Source organism: Arthrobacter methylotrophus, assembly GCF_039539965.1.
Classification (GTDB): Bacteria; Actinomycetota; Actinomycetes; order Actinomycetales; family Micrococcaceae; genus Arthrobacter; species Arthrobacter methylotrophus.
In genome coordinates this window covers 1,153,195-1,169,570 of sequence record NZ_BAABED010000001.1, presented here as the reverse complement: position 1 = coordinate 1,169,570, position 16,376 = coordinate 1,153,195, and the positions used below count along the sequence as shown (strand labels likewise).

At 64.2% G+C, this 16,376-nt stretch carries 17 protein-coding genes; 9 read left to right on the top strand and 8 right to left on the bottom strand.

Features of this window, described 5'->3' with window-relative positions:
* Positions 1-29: 29 nt before the first annotated feature.
* Genes ABD884_RS05745 through ABD884_RS05735 form a run of 3 tightly spaced genes read left to right on the top strand, consistent with a single transcriptional unit; the run spans position 30 to position 2,078 of the window.
* Positions 30-698 (top strand): DUF1684 domain-containing protein, encoded by a 669-nt coding sequence (locus ABD884_RS05745; protein ID WP_345039667.1) that lies wholly within the window; start codon positions 30-32, stop codon positions 696-698.
* A 21-nt stretch (positions 699-719) separates the two neighbouring features.
* Positions 720-1,556, top strand: a complete 837-nt coding sequence (locus ABD884_RS05740; RefSeq protein WP_345039659.1) for a fumarylacetoacetate hydrolase family protein — start codon at positions 720-722, stop codon at positions 1,554-1,556.
* Positions 1,557-1,586: 30 nt separating this feature from the next.
* Positions 1,587-2,078: a GtrA family protein gene (locus ABD884_RS05735; protein WP_345039651.1), complete on the top strand. Its 492-nt coding sequence runs from the start codon at positions 1,587-1,589 to the stop codon at positions 2,076-2,078.
* 96 nt (positions 2,079-2,174) lie between these two features.
* On the opposite strand, the gene ABD884_RS05730 is transcribed toward ABD884_RS05735, so the two are convergent.
* The 6 genes from ABD884_RS05730 to ABD884_RS05705 form a co-directional block, all read right to left on the bottom strand.
* A complete protein-coding gene (locus tag ABD884_RS05730) occupies positions 2,175-3,332 on the bottom strand; it encodes a cysteine desulfurase family protein (protein WP_345039644.1) in 1,158 nt (385 codons plus the stop codon).
* Between the two features lie 4 nt (positions 3,333-3,336).
* Positions 3,337-4,227 (bottom strand): carboxylating nicotinate-nucleotide diphosphorylase, encoded by an 891-nt coding sequence (gene nadC / locus ABD884_RS05725; RefSeq protein WP_345039633.1) that lies wholly within the window; start codon positions 4,225-4,227, stop codon positions 3,337-3,339.
* A complete protein-coding gene (gene nadB, locus ABD884_RS05720) occupies positions 4,220-5,905 on the bottom strand; it encodes an L-aspartate oxidase (RefSeq protein ID WP_345039626.1) in 1,686 nt (561 codons plus the stop codon). Before nadB ends, nadC begins: the two co-directional genes overlap by 8 nt.
* A 36-nt stretch (positions 5,906-5,941) precedes the next feature.
* On the bottom strand, positions 5,942-7,249 hold the full coding sequence (gene nadA / locus ABD884_RS05715; protein WP_345039620.1) for a quinolinate synthase NadA: 1,308 nt from the start codon (positions 7,247-7,249) through the stop codon (positions 5,942-5,944).
* Positions 7,246-7,965 (bottom strand): NUDIX hydrolase, encoded by a 720-nt coding sequence (locus tag ABD884_RS05710; protein WP_028264699.1) that lies wholly within the window; start codon positions 7,963-7,965, stop codon positions 7,246-7,248. The genes nadA and ABD884_RS05710 overlap by 4 nt, the downstream gene beginning before the upstream one ends.
* A gap of 111 nt (positions 7,966-8,076) precedes the next feature.
* Positions 8,077-8,556 (bottom strand): Lrp/AsnC family transcriptional regulator, encoded by a 480-nt coding sequence (locus ABD884_RS05705; protein WP_345039611.1) that lies wholly within the window; start codon positions 8,554-8,556, stop codon positions 8,077-8,079.
* A 176-nt stretch (positions 8,557-8,732) separates the two neighbouring features.
* On the opposite strand from ABD884_RS05705, the gene ABD884_RS05700 reads away from it, so the two are divergent.
* The 5 genes from ABD884_RS05700 (at position 8,733) to ABD884_RS05680 (ending at position 13,541) form a co-directional block, all read left to right on the top strand.
* Positions 8,733-10,115, top strand: a complete 1,383-nt coding sequence (locus tag ABD884_RS05700) for an amino acid permease (RefSeq protein ID WP_345039604.1) — start codon at positions 8,733-8,735, stop codon at positions 10,113-10,115.
* A 207-nt stretch (positions 10,116-10,322) separates the two neighbouring features.
* Positions 10,323-11,360: a thiamine pyrophosphate-dependent enzyme gene (locus ABD884_RS05695; protein ID WP_345039599.1), complete on the top strand. Its 1,038-nt coding sequence runs from the start codon at positions 10,323-10,325 to the stop codon at positions 11,358-11,360.
* Complete coding sequence (locus ABD884_RS05690; RefSeq protein ID WP_345039593.1) at positions 11,353-12,384, top strand: alpha-ketoacid dehydrogenase subunit beta; 1,032 nt, start codon at positions 11,353-11,355, stop codon at positions 12,382-12,384. Before ABD884_RS05695 ends, ABD884_RS05690 begins: the two co-directional genes overlap by 8 nt.
* The gene (locus ABD884_RS05685) at positions 12,377-12,706 is read left to right on the top strand and encodes a biotin/lipoyl-containing protein (RefSeq protein ID WP_028264704.1); all 330 of its coding nucleotides are present in this window, start codon (positions 12,377-12,379) and stop codon (positions 12,704-12,706) included. Before ABD884_RS05690 ends, ABD884_RS05685 begins: the two co-directional genes overlap by 8 nt.
* Before the next feature lie 4 nt (positions 12,707-12,710).
* The gene (locus ABD884_RS05680) at positions 12,711-13,541 is read left to right on the top strand and encodes an alpha/beta fold hydrolase (RefSeq protein WP_345039583.1); all 831 of its coding nucleotides are present in this window, start codon (positions 12,711-12,713) and stop codon (positions 13,539-13,541) included.
* A 42-nt stretch (positions 13,542-13,583) separates the two neighbouring features.
* Here the strand turns inward: ABD884_RS05680 and ABD884_RS05675 are convergent, their stop codons facing one another.
* Positions 13,584-13,967, bottom strand: a complete 384-nt coding sequence (locus ABD884_RS05675) for a MarR family transcriptional regulator (RefSeq protein WP_345039575.1) — start codon at positions 13,965-13,967, stop codon at positions 13,584-13,586.
* A gap of 82 nt (positions 13,968-14,049) precedes the next feature.
* Between ABD884_RS05675 and ABD884_RS05670 the strand changes: the two genes are divergently transcribed.
* Complete coding sequence (locus ABD884_RS05670; RefSeq protein WP_345054593.1) at positions 14,050-14,703, top strand: phosphoribosyltransferase; 654 nt, start codon at positions 14,050-14,052, stop codon at positions 14,701-14,703.
* Between the two features lie 200 nt (positions 14,704-14,903).
* On the opposite strand, the gene hpaB is transcribed toward ABD884_RS05670, so the two are convergent.
* The gene (gene hpaB / locus ABD884_RS05665) at positions 14,904-16,358 is read right to left on the bottom strand and encodes a 4-hydroxyphenylacetate 3-monooxygenase, oxygenase component (protein WP_345039571.1); all 1,455 of its coding nucleotides are present in this window, start codon (positions 16,356-16,358) and stop codon (positions 14,904-14,906) included.
* Between the last annotated feature and the right edge of the window lie 18 nt (positions 16,359-16,376).

Genomic DNA, 16,376 nt, shown 5'->3' with positions numbered 1-16,376 from the left:
CGCCCACGCCGTAGGACTAGGCTTGACGCATGGCTCCCGATCAGCTTGATGAGGACGAAGACAGTGTGGCGGGAATTTCCGCCCTGGACATCGCGGACTGGCGTTTGCGGACGTTTGCCTTGTACGACGACGTCCGGAAGATCGCTGGCGACGATCCCTTCCAGGCCCATGTCTATTGGCGCCAGGAACGGGACCGCATGTTCGGAACCCACCCGGCGTCGGCATTGACTCCCGCCAGCAAGCAGGCTTTCTCGGGCCTCCGCACCGCGGACTATGATCCCCGGTTTCGCCGCTATGCGTCCCTGTCTCCGGAAGGCGCTGGCCAGGAGATGAACGTCCAGACCGGCACCGACGGCGTGGTGCCGTTTGTCCGTCTCGGCACCTTCGATCTCGACGAGCTTGGCTCGCTGGCCGTGTGGCGCCTCCGCAGCTACGGCGGCGGCATCTTCGTACCCTTCCGCGACGCGACGGCAGGCAAACCGGGAGGAAGCTACGGCGCCGGCCGGTACTTGTTGGACACCATCAAGGGTGCCTTCCACGGCCTTCGCGGATCTAGGCAACAGGAGTTCATCCTCGACTTCAACTTCGCCTACAACCCGTCGTGCGCGTATAACGAGGCCTGGGCCTGCCCTTTGGCCGGTCCGGCGAATCGACTGGCCGCAGGCGTCCCGGTAGGTGAGCTCTACCTGCCCGCCTAACCGAGGACGTAGGATGTCTTCATGACATCTTCACGTTCATGCCGGATCGCCCGCGTCCGCCCACTCTTCCCCGCTACGCCGAACGAACAATTCTTCGTAGCCAACGACGCCGTCGACTTCGCTTCCGAGGCTGGCAGAAACTGGACCGTGGTGGACAGTCCCTTCCCGGGCTCGCCGGCAAATGGCAGCAGCGCCGAGCGACCCGGTTGGCACACTGGCGCCGAAGTCCCGGAGGATTCCTTCACATTCCTGGCCCCGTCCGTTCCCGCCAACGTCTTCGGCATGGCGCACAACACCGGTCAACCAGGCCGGGACCTGCCTGCGCAGGCATTCCACAAGGCAGCCACCAGTGTCATCGGACCGGGCGACGCCATCGAGCTCGCTTCCGACGTCGGCTACGTGGACCCCGAAGCGGAACTGACCGTCGTCGTCGGGCGCAAAGTCCGGGGGCTGACGCTTGACAACGCGCGCACCGCCATCCTTGGCTTCACGATCGGCAACGATGTCTCCGCGCGCGATCTGCAGCGGTCCGACGAACTCTGGATCAGCGCGAAAAGCCAAGACACGTTTACTCCTGCTGGACCGTGGATCGTCACGGACCTCGACGACAGCGAGCTATCGATCAGCATCGTGCACAACGGCAGGGAATTACGGGCGGCCAGTTCTGCCGATCTCGGCTGGAAAGTGGACGAAATCCTTGTGTACCTCACCTCATTCATGACCTTGCACCCCGGCGACCTGATCCTCACAGGCTTCCCCGCGGAGTGCGCCCGGATCGAACCCGGAGACGTTGTGACGTGCCGCATTGAGGGCATCGGAGAGCTCAGCAACCCCGTAAAGACAGCATCTTGGGAGTAGATCTCCAGCTTGATGTGAAATGGTTGAGCCATGGATTCTTCTGCCGCACCCAGAACCGAGCCGCGGCAGGAATCCCTCACCAGCCCGCCCGCCCGAAAGGGTCGCAAAGGCCTTCTGCGCTATCCGGTGGTCCGTCAGCTCATCCGTTTCACCGGCGTCGGACTCGTCTGCACCGCGACGTCACTGGCGCTGTACGCGCTGTTCCGGCCGTGGATGGGACCCCAGTTGGCCAACGCATCTGCACTAATCATCACTTCGCTCATGAACACGGCCCTGAACCGACGGTTGACCTTCAAGATCACCGGCAACTGGAAGAGAACCCGTGACCATGTGAACGGGCTGATCGTGATCGCCGTCGCCCTGGTCATCACCGGCGGGAGCCTGGGCGTCCTGCACGCGTTGCGGCCCGAAGCCACCCTGAGCGAGGATCTCTGGACCACCACGCTGTCCGGATTCGTCGCGACGGGGGTGCGCTTCACCTTGCTGCGGCACTGGATCTTCCGCCGAGCCCGCCATGTCTGACCCGCTCCGTCCGTCCCACCCAAGTAGCTCGCAGTTGTTGTCGTTTTGAGGGCTCATAACGACAACAACTGCGAGCTAGTTGGGCCGGGCCGGGAGTCAGCGGCGACCGAGGCCCTGGACGCTCCCGACGGCGGCGGCCACGGCTTCCGCGGCGCGCTCCAGTTCCGCTGGGGTCACCGTGGAATTGAAGCTGAAACGCACAGCAGTCTGGGCCACCTCGGGCTCGATTCCCAAAGCAAGCAGAACCGGCGACGGGGCATCGGATCCCGCGGCGCACGCCGATCCGCTCGAACAGACCACACCAAGCCGCTCAAGCTCCAGCAAAACGGACTCGCCACTTGTACCCGGGAAACAAAAGGACGCTATCGAAGGCAAGCGCTGCGAGGGATCGCCGGTTAGTACGGCACCGGGCACACTTTCAAGGACAGTACGAATGAAGGTATCCCGCAGCGCCGAGACACTCCCTGCGAGTTGGGCCTGTTCGGCATGCGCAAGCGTCAAGGCCGTCGCCAGCGCAACTGCACCCGCCACGTTTTCCGTTCCCGAACGCCTGCCCCGCTCCTGGCCGCCGCCGTGGACCAACGGCTCGAGCCGCAGCCTTCCCTTGGCATAGAGCACGCCGCTGCCCTTGGGCGCGCCGAGCTTATGACCCGAAATGCTCAAGGCGTCCACTCCCAGTTCCTTGACACCGATGGGCAGCCAGCCAGCAGCCTGGACGGCGTCCGTGTGGAACGACACGCCCTGTTCCGCGGCCACCTCCGCAAGCTGCCTTACCGGCTGGACCGTCCCGATCTCGTTGTTGGCATACAAAACGCTGACCAGTGCCGTCGCCGGACCCAGTGCAGCCCGAAGCGCCTCGGGCGTCACCACGCCACGCCGGTCCACAGGGACCACGTCCACCTCGAACCCATGGACGCGTTGCAGATAGAGCGCCGATTCCGCGACGGCGGGATGCTCGATGGCGCTGACAACAACGCGATTCAGAGCAGGATCCGCCGCACGTCTGGCGAGGGCGATTCCTTTCACCGCCAGATTGTCGGCCTCGGTACCGCCAGAGGTGAAAGTGATCTCCCCCGGCCGGCAGCCCAATGCCTTCGCTACCGCAGCGCGGGCCCCGGACAACGCGTTCGCAGCCGCTTCGCCGAGGCTGTGGTGGCTTGAGGGATTGCCGAACTCCCCCGTCAGAAACGGCCACATCGCTTCGAGGACTTCCCTGCGGACGGGTGTCGTCGCCGCGGCGTCGAGGAAGATCACGGCATCAGCCGAGACCCGAGGAGGGTGTGACGTCCAGCGTCACATCCAGGCCCAGATCCAGCGCGATAACACTGTGTGTGAGTCCGCCGATGGAAATGACATCAACTCCTGCAGCGGCGATCTCCGCCACCGTTTTGATATTGACGTTGCCACTCGCTTCGACGACGGCGCGCCCAGCCACTTGCTTCACGCCGGCACGGAGTTCCTCGAGGGAGAAATTGTCCAGCATGATGGTGTCTACCCCGGCCGCGAGCACCGGTTCGATCTGCTCGGCCCGGTCAACTTCCACCTCGAAATGCGTGGTGTGGCCCAGTTGGGCTTTGGCGGCCTTCAGCAGGGCCGTCAGCTTGGCCGAGTCCCCTCCGGTCATCACGGCCAAATGGTTGTCCTTGGCGAGAACCGCATCAGACAGGCTGTAGCGGTGGTTGGCTCCCCCGCCGCAACGTACGGCGTAGCGTTCAAGCACTCGCAGCCCCGGGGTAGTCTTCCGGGTGTCGGTGATGCGGGCCTTGGTGCCATCGACCAGCTTCACGAACTCCGCTGTCTTGGTGGCAATGGCGCTCATTCGTTGGGCGAGGTTGAGCCCGACGCGTTCGGCGAGCAACACCGAGCGCGCCCGGCCGCTGACCCGCGCGAGGTGCGCTCCGGCGTCGAACGCTTCACCGTCAGCCAGCAGCAACTCCACTTCGGTGTCCGGGTCGATGATCAGCATGGCGTCACGAAACACCGTTCCGCCGCTGAAGACGCCCGGCACCCGGGCATTGAGCACGGCGGTGGCCCGGGCTTCCGCGGGAATCAGCAGTTGTGAGGTGATGTCCCCGCTCGGCGCGTCCTCCGCGAAGGCACGCTCCAGAATGTCCCGGACAGGTGCTGCGGGGAGGGTCAGGCTAGTCATTGACGAGGCTCGCTTTCCGGCGGATCGTGTATCTGTGATGTGGTTCTTCGGCGGCGGTTTCGCGCCGCAGTTCGGCAGTGTCGCTCCGGTAATGCGCCCCCAGCGACCCCCGCCGCGCTCCCGCCGCCTGCACCAACAGCTGCGCGGCCAGAAGCAAATTGGCGTCCTCGTGCTCGCGCGGATCCACAGAATCCGGCACGTGCCGGGGAAGTACGACGCCGGCCCAGGCGTTGAGTGCCTCAGCCGCCTCCCGGAGCAGCCCGCCGGTCCGGAGAACCCCGGCTTTGGCAGTCATCAGCCGACGGAGTGCGGTACGGCTGAAGGGCTCGGGGACAAGCTCAGGCTGCCATGCGAGCGCCTCGGCCGACGCCGAGGGATCTGGCGAGTCGGTCAACCTACCATTCGACGGCACCTCGCCAAGGAACCCCTCGACTGCCCGGCGCCCGAAGACAAGTCCTTCAAGCAGGGAGTTGCTGGCCAGGCGGTTGGCGCCCTGGACTCCGGTGCAGGCGACTTCGCCGGCGGCAAGCAGCCCGGGCACGGAGGTGCGGCCGTGCAGATCGGTGACCACGCCGCCCATCCAGTAATGCGCGGCCGGTGCCACCGGAACGGGCTCGCGGGTCCAGTCGACGCCGGCGTCACGGGTCCTGGCGCTGATCGTGGGGAAGCGCTTCTCGAGGAATCCCTCCCCTTTGTTCGCTTCGACGACGCGGGCGTCAAGGAAGACGTGCCCGGTGGGATCGCCCAGTGAAGCCAGGTGGAGCGCGATGCTGCGGGAGACGACGTCGCGGGGCGCGAGTTCTGCGTCCGGGTGGTAGTCGGGCATGAATCGCCGGCCGTTGGCGTCCACCAGAAGGGCGCCTTCACCGCGGACCGCTTCGGAAATGAGGAGCGGATCTGCGCCGGTGTGGGCTCGGCCCCGGGCAGCAGACAGCACCATGCTCGTCGGGTGGAACTGGAAGAACTCGAGGTCTGCGAGCTCCGCTCCAGCGCGCCACGCAAGCGCGAGGCCGTCAGCCGTCGCTACCGAAGGGTTGGTGGTCTGGGCGAACAGCTGCCCTGCCCCGCCCGTGGCAAGAAGCACGGCATCGCCGTAGACGCTTTCGGTACGTCCGTTCCGCACGAAGTCAACACCTGTCACGCGTCCCTCGGACTGGATCAGGGAAGCGGCCTGCGCATGTCCCAGCACCTGGATCCTCCCAGCTTCCTGTGCGTCGAGGACCGCGAGGATAAGCGCCTTCGCAACCTCCGCGCCAGTGGCGTCTCCACCGGCGTGCAGGATCCTGGGGGCGGAGTGGGCGGCTTCGAGCCCCAGGGCGGGGTCGCCGTCGTCGTCCGCGTCAAAACGGACACCGAAACGCTCCAACCCCAAGATATCCAGGCGCGCTTCGGTGCACAGCACCCGCACGGCTTCCTCGTCGCAATGGCCCGCCCCGGCTTTGAGTGTGTCCGCAATGTGCGAAGCGACCGTGTCGCCGGGCGCGGGTTCCTCCAGTACTGCCGAAATCCCACCCTGTGCGAAGAACGTGTTGCTGTCAGCCAGCGCGCCCTTGCTGAGCAGGACAACATCCGCACCGGCCTCGGCGGCGAGCAGCGCGGAATAGAGTCCGGCGATACCGCTCCCGACGACGACGAGTCGCCGCCGCGCCGAAGCGCCCGGGAAGCGTTCTGCAGTCATGTCAGCCTCAATTCGACTGGTTGATGGGGGTGTGGCCTAGAGCGGGCGTGCGGCCAGCATGCGTTCGAGGGCGATCTTGGCATTGTCCTTGACCGAGTCGTCCACCGTGATGCGGTTGACCACACGGCCTTCCACCAGTTCCTCAAGAACCCAGGCAAGGTAGCCGGGGTGGATGCGGTACATCGTGGAGCAAGGGCAGATCACCGGGTCCAGGCAGAAGATGGTGTGCTGCGGGTTTTCAGCGGCAAGCCTGTTCACCATGTTGATCTCGGTGCCGATCGCAAAAGTGGTGGGCTCAGTAGCAGCTGCGATGGCCTTCTTGATGAAGTCTGTGGAACCTGCGCCGTCTGCGGCATCAACAACTTCCATGGGGCATTCGGGGTGCACAATGACGTTCACGCCCGGGAAATCAGCACGGGCTTTCTCGATCTGGCCCACGTTGAAGCGCTTGTGGACCGAGCAGAAGCCGTGCCAAAGGATGACGCGGGAATCCTGCAGGGTCTGCTCGTCATTACCGCCGAGCTCCTTGCGGGGATTCCACATGGGCATTTGTTCCAGCGGCACGCCGAGGGCCTTGGCTGTGTTGCGGCCCAAGTGTTGATCCGGGAAGAAGAGCACACGCTGGCCACGTTCGAAGGCCCATTCCAGCACCGTCTTGGCGTTGGAGGACGTGCAGACAATGCCGCCGTTGCGGCCACAGAAGGCCTTCAATGCCGCCGATGAGTTCATGTAGGTCACCGGGATGACCGGCGCCCGGCCTTCGGAATCAGGGGCGCTGCCGAAGAGCTCTTCGAGCTGCTCCCAGCATTCCTCCACCGAGTCCTCGTCCGCCATGTCCGCCATGGAGCAGCCTGCGGCCAGGTTCGGCAGGATCACGGCCTGGCCTTCGCTGGACAGGATATCCGCGGTTTCAGCCATGAAGTGCACACCGCAGAAGATGATGGCCTCGGCGTCTGGCTTGGTCAGGGCCGCGTTGGCCAGCTGGAAGGAGTCCCCCACGAAATCCGCGTACTGGACCACTTCGTCGCGCTGGTAGAAGTGTCCCAGGATGACGGCCCGGTCCCCCAGCGTCTCTTTGGCGGCGCGGATGCGGGCGTCGAGCTCGGCGTCGCTGGCCACCTTGTACTCTTCAGGCAATTGGCCTTGGCGGGGCGTGGCCTTGGGAGCGTCGTCGGAGCTTGAGGCGCCGGGCCCGTACGCGGGGACGCCGGTGAGGGCCTCAGCGAGGTCGTACTCCCACGGACCCTTGGCCAGAGCGGGGCTACACGTTGAGCCGGCCGCGGAACGGCCGCTCTCGGCTTCTTCCCGCGTGATCAGCTGGATAGCTGTGTTGACGCTGCTCATGGTGTACTCCTGTTGTCTGGCCCGAGTCCGGGCGTGCCGGTGAAGCGGTAGAGGCGGGGTGGGCGGTGTTTTCCGCCTTGGAGGTATTCACCGGTCTCTTCGATTTCCGGCGTTCCCTTGATTTGCCGGCGGAAATTCGCCGGATCCAATTGGCGGTCCAGGACAGCCTCGTAGACTTCGCGGACCTGTGCCAGGGTGAAGAACTCACCCAGCAAGTGATAGGCGATGGACCCGTAGGCCATCTTGTTGCGCAGCCGCCACAGGGCGTAGTCCACGATCGCATTGTGATCAAAGGCCAGCTCCGCAAGCCTGTCGGCGCGGAACCAGCGGACGTTCTCGGATTCGTCCGCCAGGGCGGCTTCCGTGGGCTGCACCAAGGCCCAGTAGACAATCGAGACGACCCGTTGGGCAGGCGAGCGGTGCAGGCCACCGAAGGCGTAGAGCTGTTCGAGGTATTGAGGCGCTAACCCTGTTGTCTCACGCAGGTTCCGGGACGCGGCATCCTGAAGGGACTCGTCATGCTGCAGCGGCCCACCGGGCAGCGCCCACATTCCTTTGAACGGTTCGCGGATACGCCGCACCAGCGGCAGCCACAGCGTGGGGCGCCCTGAGCGTTCACTCGGGCGGAGCGCGAAGATCACCGTGGAAATAGCCAACGACGGCGGTGCGAGCCTGCGCTCTGCGACGTTCGCGGAGTTGGCGTACACGGTGTTCACCCCGCTTCTTTGCCGTAGGAACCAGTTCTTTGCCCTTGGAACCGAAAATTAGTTATGGTCAAGTTGACTAGAACTAATGGTACGACTGTCAACGGACGGTGTCCAAATGTTTCAGCTCACATCCTCCTTGGCCGCGACTTCCAGCAAAGGCAAGGTGCGGCCTTGGAAGTGGGTATTCAGCACGATCACCGACGAGGAGCGGAGCACCGTCTTGGTGGCGATGAGCTTGTCCAGCACGCGCTGCAAGTCCGAGTTCGATTTGCCCACCACCCGCACCATCAGATCCGAACTGCCGGAAACGGTGTGGACCTCAATCAATTCGGGGATGGCGGCCAGGGCTTCGACGACAGCGTCGTGCCCCAGGTCCTGATTGATGGTCAGCGAGCAGAAGGCCACCACCGGATACCCGAAACCGGCAGGGTCGGGCTGCGGAACCCAGGGAGCCACGACTCCGCGTTCGGCCATCCGGTCAAGCCTGGACTGGACCGTAGCGCGGGCGACCTTCAAGACGCGGGATGCCTCAAGGACGGACGCTCGCGGAGAGTCCGTGAAGAAACGAACAATCTTGGCATCTAGCTCGTCAACAGCCACCAGTTTTTCCTACTTCCACCCATGAGCTGAACATATCGGCACTTGATTCCCACATGCTGCACCAAGTTGTAAGCATTCTCTCATAGGTGTTTTTCACCACCTTCGCTCGGAAGCGGTAAATTCGATAAGTCTCATAAGAACCAGCTGAGAAAACACCCACAAGAAAGCAAACACGAATGACAACGAAGTCCACCGCTGTTCGACCCACCATTTCTTCGCATGGCCTCGGCCACGCGATGAAGCCGCGCCAGCTCACTATGATGGGCCTGGGCAGTGCCATCGGCGCAGGTCTCTTCCTCGGCTCGGGCGCCGGGATCCATGCGGCCGGCCCGGCCGTGCTCATCTCCTATCTAGTGGCGGGCACCCTGATCATCCTGGTGATGTGGGCCCTGGGCGAGATGGCGGCGGCCAACCCCAATAGCGGCGCTTTCTCTGTGTACGCGGAAAAGGCCATGGGCAAGACGGCCGGGTCAACCGTCGGCTGGCTTTGGTGGCTGCAGCTGGTAGTCGTCATTGCCGCGGAGGCACTCGGCGCGGCCGGGCTGCTGTTCTCTGTCTGGCCAGTCGTTCCGGTGTGGGCGCTCGCCTTGGTCTTCATGGTGGCGTTCACCGCGATCAACCTCGCCGGGGTACGTAACTTCGGCGAGTTCGAGTTCTGGTTCGCCATCCTGAAGGTCGCGGCCATAGTCGCTTTCCTGGCTATCGGTGCGGCATTGCTGTTTGGTTGGCTGCCGGGACTGACCTCCCCCGGCCTCGGAAACCTCACGAGCAACTTCGCCCCGTCTGGTTGGTCTGGAATTGCCACGGCACTCTTCGTGGTGATTTTCGCCTTCGGGGGGACGGAAATCGTGAGCGTGGCGGCGGCGGAGACGCAGGATCCGGTACGAAGCGTCGGCAAAGCCATCCGTACAGTGGTGTGGCGCATCCTGGTCTTCTACATCGGCTCGGTCTTTGTTATTGCAGCCGTCCTGCCCTCCGACTCCGAGGGATTGAAGTCGCCGTTCGCCGGTGTACTGAACCTTGCCGGCATCCCGGGAGCTGGCACAGCCATCACGCTTGTTGCCGTTGTAGCCCTGCTCTCGGCGCTCAACGCGAACCTCTACGGCGCCTCTCGCATGGTCTTCTCCTTGTCTGAACGCGGCGAGGCACCGGCTTTCCTGTCGCGGCTGCGCGGCGCTCGGGTGCCCATGGCCGCCGTCGGGGTCTCCGTCGCTTTCGGCTTCATCGCCACCGTGCTGGAACTGCTCTTCCCTGACCGCGTCCTTCCGGCGCTTTTGAACCTTGTGGGCTCCACCTGCCTCGTGGTCTGGGGCACCGCACTCGTATCCCAGTTCATCCTCCGCCGCCGCGCCGACCGCGAAGGAACACAGTTGCCCCTTCGCATGAAGGGCTTCCCCTTCCTCACCCTCTTCGGATTGGCGTTGCTTGCGGTCATCTTCGTGGTGGGCTTCTCAAATGCCGAGAGCGCCGGTCAGTTGATCGGTACGTTCCTACTCGTCGCCGGTATCGCCATAGCCTGCCGGATCAAGGCCAAAGCCAAAGCTGCACGAAGCGCTTGATCCGCCCAGCTCTCTGCCCACCCAACTAACTCGCATTTAACGTCGTTCTGAGGCCTCATAACGACAACAAGTGCGAGCTAGTTGGGTGGGCGGAAGGGTGCACAAACTGCCATGCCTTCCCCCACGATGGCTGACAGTTCTTGGCAGTTTGACTAGTCGCAAATAGGCGGATTGCCCACAGAACGAACAGTGACTACGGTCACGTCCATGGACTCAATTCTTCCCGCTGTGGGCACAGCCGATACTGCGCCCCTCGGCCCCGGACAGCTCAGGGAGCTTTACTCCCTGATGGCTGCCGTTCGATACCTGGATACCTCGGCCGTCGCGTGGCAGCGCCAAGGAATCATCCCCGGCTACGCTCCGGAACTCGGCCAGGAAGCAGCCCAGGTCGGGAGCGCCTACGCCCTGGACACGGCCCGCGACTTCGCCTTTCCGACGTACCGTGAAATGGGCGTCGCCAGGGCCATGGGTGTGGACATGGTGGCGTACATGTCCACCCACAAGGCAACGTGGCACGGCGGCATGTACAACCCTCCGGCAAGCCGACTCGCGCCCATCCAGGCCGTGGTTGCAGGTTCGGTGCTCCATGCCGTCGGCTGGGCCCATGGCCAAACCCTGAGCGGCGAGCAAGGCGTGGCCCTCAGCTACTTCGGCGACGGCGCCTCCTCGCAAGGCGACGTCCATGAAGCCATGAATTTTGCCGCCGTCATGAAAGCGCCGGTCGTCTTCTTCATCCAGAACAACGGCTGGGCGATTTCCGTGCCCACCGAGCGGCAAGTGGCCGGCGGCTCGGTCGCTGCCCGGGCCGCCGGCTACGACATCCCGGGCATTCAGGTGGACGGCAACGATGTGGTCGCCGTGTATGAAGCCACCCGCAATGCCTTCGCCCATTGCCGCCAAGGCAACGGCCCCGTGGTGGTCGAAGCGATGACCTACCGCCGCGGGCCGCATTCGACCGCCGACGATCCGGGCCGGTACCGGAGCCTCGACAACGAGCGCATCGACGCCGGTGTGGACCCACTGGAACGCTTCCGCAAGCGATTGCTGGCCGAAGGCGAAGCCGACGAGGCCTTCTTCGCCGCCGCCCACGACGCCGCGCGGGCAGAAGAGGAAGCGATCCGCATCGGAATCGAAGCCCTCGGCCCCCGGCCCGGCAACGAAATGTTCGATTTCGTCTTCCAGGAAACCACCCCCGTCCTTGAAAATCAGGCCACCCGTTGGCGCGAGGAGTCCGAACATGTCTGAGAGCACCGCCACCCTTGAAGCCCGGGCACCCATGGAGGCCCGGCTAACTCAACTCTCCATGCAGCAGGCACTCAACCGCGCCCTGGACGAGGTTCTCTCCACCGATCCAAAGACGCTTGTGTTCGGTGAGGACTGTGGCCAATTGGGCGGAGTCTTCCGCATCACCGACGGCCTCCAGACAAAGCACGGAGACACCCGCGTGTTCGACACGCCGCTCGCGGAGTCCGGAATCCTCGGCATGTCCGTAGGGCTGGCCATGGCAGGCTTCCACCCGATTCCGGAAGTACAGTTCGACGGCTTCGCCTATCCGGCCATCAACCAGATCGTGTGCCAGATCGCCCGCATGAACTACCGCAGCCGCGGCACCCTGCCGATGCCGATCACCTTGCGGGTGCCCAGCTTCGGAGGCATCCGCGCTCCCGAACACCACGGCGAAAGCCTTGAGGCGCTCTTCGCGCACGTTCCCGGCCTGAAGGTTGTCTCGCCGTCGGATCCGCACGACGCCTATCACCTGCTCAAGTACGCTGCCTCGCGACCTGACCCCGTGATTTTCATGGAACCCAAGTCCCGCTATTGGCAGAAGGGCGACGTCGACACAGCCGACGGCGGCAGCCTCACCGGTGCGCGCGTTGTCCGGCCGGGCCGCCACCTGACCCTCGTAGCCTGGGGTGCCATGGTGGCCCGGTGCCTGCAGGTCGCCGAACTCGCAGCGGAGGACGGAATCGACGTCGAAGTCCTCGACCTGCGCTGGCTCAAGCCGATCGACGCCGCAACACTGGCGACGTCCGTCGGAAAGACGCGGCGCGCCGTCGTCGTGCACGAAGCTCCGCTGACCTCCGGACTCGGCGCGGAAGTCGCCCAACTGATCACGCAAAGCTGCTTCGACACCCTCAAAGCGCCGGTCGAGCGGGTCACCGGCTTCGACGTGCCTTACCCCTCCGGTGACCTGGAGGACGAATACATTCCGAACATTGACCGCATCCTCCTGGGGATCCAACGAGTATTGGAGTACCGACGTGGCTGAAATCAGCTTCCCCCTGCCCGATCTTGGCGAAGGCCTCATCGAGGCGACCGTGCTGGACTGGCTCGTCTCCCCCGGAGATCAGGTGGAACGGAACCAGCCCCTCGTAGAGCTGGAAACGACTAAGTCAGCGCTCGAGTTGCCAAGCCCGCAGGCGGGTAAAGTGATCCGTATCCACGGCGCGCCGGGCGAGACCATCAACGTCGGCGAGCCGCTGGTGGTGTTCGAGGTGCCGGACAATACTGCGGGCATCGTGGGCACGGTTCCGAAGGATGAAGCACCGAAGCGCCGGGTCCGCCTGAGCGCCGTACTCGATGAGGACTGACACGATGAGCGGCAGGCACACAGGAGAGCACATCCACACCGTGGAAGGAACGGATCCCCATATTTTCGTGGAGGTCCATGAGCCTGCCGAAGGCACCGACGCCGGGTTGCGTCCCGTCCTGCTGCTGCACGGTTTCTCCTCGTCGAGCAAGCTCAATTGGGGCGACACGGGGTGGATTTCCACTCTTCGGTCCGCCGGTCGCCGCGTGATCACCGTAGACCTCCCAGGACATGGCCGGAGCGCTTCGCCCGAAGACCTGGACTCCTACACTCCCAGCCGGATCCGCGCGGACCTGCTCCAGATAGTGGCCGACGCCGGGGCGCGCCCTGTGCGCGACGGCGACCCTTCGAGCGGGCTTGACGTCGTTGGCTACTCCCTGGGATCCCGGCTCGCCTGGGAGTTCGGGGCAACCCAGCCCGAACTCGTGCACCGCTTGGTATTGGGTGGCCCGAACAAGGAAGACCCGCTGGCATCCTTCGACCTCGTGGCTGCCCAGCGCTACCTCGCGGACGGGACGCCGATTGAAGACGCGTCCACGGCAGGCTTGCTTAAAATGGCGCAGCTCTTGCCGAGCAACGATCTGTTTGCGCTCTTGTCGCTGATCGAGGCCATCAAGGGCGAACCCTACGATCCCGCCGAAGCCGTGCCCCACATGCCGATGCTGCTGGTCGCCGGTGAAAAGGACGAGCGGGCCAGCACCATGCCCGAGCTTGCCGCAATCGCGTCCCATGCGGGGGGCATGGTGGAACAATTGCTCATTCCTGGACGGAACCATGGCAACGCCGTCACCAGCAGGGTGTTCAAAGACGCTACGGTGGCGTTCCTCGGCGTCTAAGGCGCTCCCGGCTCTACCGTGCCAACCGCTCCGCATTGCGCGTCATGCGTTCCAGCACGCTGAGGGCCATGGCGTACTCGTCGATGCCGATCCCATGGAAAGTTCCCGGCGGGAATCCTCGACAAGTCTTTGGGCTTCGGCCTGTTTCGCGTGGCCCAGTTCGCTGAGACTGATGCGATCGTCCACCATGATGATCATTCCGCGGCCCACCAGCGCGGCGAGTTCGCTTTCGCGGCGCCGCGTGTCGTCGCCCCAAAAAGGGCTGAGGACGCCGTCGAGGTCCCCGGGGCTGAGGGCCGTCTCGGCCAGGACATTAAGGGCCTGCCACTGCCGCCGACTGAGTTTCAACCTCGCCAGTGTCCTGTCCAGATGCGTTTCCAAGGCGGCGTCCAGGCGTTTGGTCCAATAACCGATCGGCTTGTTCACATGGCCCATCGTGACAGCGGGGGCCTGTCGCGGCAAGGACGGTAGGCTTGATTCAGCGCCGGATTACGTGGAAGTGGGTCGAATGGGCATGCGCTTCAAGGACCGCGCAGATGCCGGTCGCCGTTTGGCAGCCGGGCTTCCGCAGCTCCGGCACCGGCCGGACACCATCCTTCTGGGCCTCGCCCGTGGTGGGATTCCTGTGGCGGCCGCGGCCGCCGTCGAGCTCGACCAGCCACTTGGCGCCATTCTGGTGCGCAAACTTGGTATCCCGGGGCGCGAAGAAACCGCGTTCGGCGCCCTCGCCTGGTCCGGCGGCAGAATCGTCCGCATCGTCAACCGGCCCCTCGCCGAACGCATGCTGCAGCACGGAATCAGCCAGTCATCTCTCGACGCGGTGGAAACGAGCGAGCGGGGCGAACTCCTGCGGCGCGTGAAAGCCTATCCCGGCGTCAACGTAGACCTCTCGGGCAAGACCGTGGTCCTTGTCGACGACGGCCTCGCCACGGGAGCGACGATGCGCGCCGCCGTCGAGGCTGTCCGCGCACGCGGAGCGGGGACCGTGGTGGCCGCCGTTCCCGTCGCATCACTCGAAGCCCAGGCGTCCATCAGCCGGGTGTGCGACTTCGTGATGTGCCTGCACACGCCGGGCAGGTTCCATGCGGTTGGGGCGTTCTACGAACACTTCGAACAGTTGACCGACGACGACGCTGTGCGGCTTTTGGAGCGGGCTGCGTAGCCGGTATCTGCAGGAATTCCGACGCTCGCTCACCTTTAAGGCCGGAAGGGCGCACCCTCCTGCACATCTTCTGCATGAGGGTTGCGATCGTTCCGATCATAGGTGAGCGTGCGTCGGAGAATTTCGCGCCATAGGCGAGCGAGCGTCGGAGTTGCGGACGACGACGGACGGCTGCAGTCGTCGTCCGCGCCGTGGCGCGTTCAGTCTGTCCGTTCGAGGAATTCGCGAACGCGGGCGCGGGCCGGCTCACGATCGTAGCTGTTGACGAGGGCGCCCGCCATACGAACGGGATCGCCGAAGAAAAAGTACTCGTACAAGGCCTGGCGCCCGGCGAACGAGGAAATGCTCGCATCGAAGGCAAGCTTGAAGAGTCGGACTCGCTCCGGTCCCGTTAGTGTCTTCGCCTGCATGTACAACTCAATGTCCGGTAATGCCTCACTGGCGACGTCCGCTTCACCCGGTAGCGCCATGAGGCCGGACGCCGAAAACTTGCGAATGATCGCCGGGAAACGCTGGGCAACCTTGGGATACCAGTTACGGGCCGCATTCAATGTGGGCCAATGCGGCAAGAACACGCCATCCGGACTCGGGGCAGCCTGGGCCTCCGCCGCCACCATGAGGGCCTTGCCGATTTCAACGGTCTCGATCAGCTCCGCGAGGTCTTCCTGGATGTGTTGGAATCCGTCGATCCCGATCGATGCGGCAATTTCCGAAGCAAGGCCCAGGAAGAACTCGCTCTTCGCGATGGTCCTCGTGACCACTTGGTGGGTCATCAGGGCTCCTGCGCCGGTCTCGGAGTAGAAGGCGTTGCACAGTTCGGGATGGCCGAGCATGAAGATTCGCTCGTTGGGGACGAACACATGATCGAAAACAACCACGGCGTCCATTTCCTCGTAACGGCTCGCGAGCGGCTCATCGTGGGTGCCGCCGCCGTTATAGAGGGAGGTGCGGCAAAGGTAACGCATGCCCGGAGCGTCATTCGGGAGTGCGAAGGCGTAGGAATAGGGAGCATCCTCAGGCGTCGAGCGAAGGAGGGTCGAAGGGAAAACAAGGAGTTCGTCGGCGATCGGAGCGATCGTGGCGAGCATACGAGCGCCATGGACGACGATTCCGTCCTCCCGTTCCTCGACTACCCTGGCCGAAAGTTGCCCGCCAAGCTGTTCGGAACCGGACACCGAACGGTTGACTTGCGGCGGGATCAGGGTGTGTGTGGCCAGGAGATCGTTCTCGCGGCAATGCTCGTAGTACTTGCGCATGTTTTCGCCGAACATCGGATCGGCCTGGGCAAACCACTTTTCCGCGGCGGCGAGCGCCGTAAGGGCTCCGTTCATGTAGTCGCCGGTACGACCCAGGAATCCATGGGAGTACTCGGCCCAGGTGCGGATGGCCGCGTGCCGATGCTCGAGGTCCGCCTTGCTGCGCGGCACCAGGAACGAGGCACTCACCCGGTCACCCGTCGTCGGGGATTCATAGGTGAGGGCATCCGCATACTTCGGGTCATGCTGCATGTCGAAGAGCTTCGCGTACGTGCGGGCCACGTTCCTGAAGGAGGGATGATCTGCGATCTTCTCGGTGACCATTTCGCCGTCGATCAGGACGTGCGGGGTCATTGAGTTGAGTTTGTCCAGGTATTGCTGTCCGGTCCGGATTCCCATGGTTGTCTCCAAGAGGGG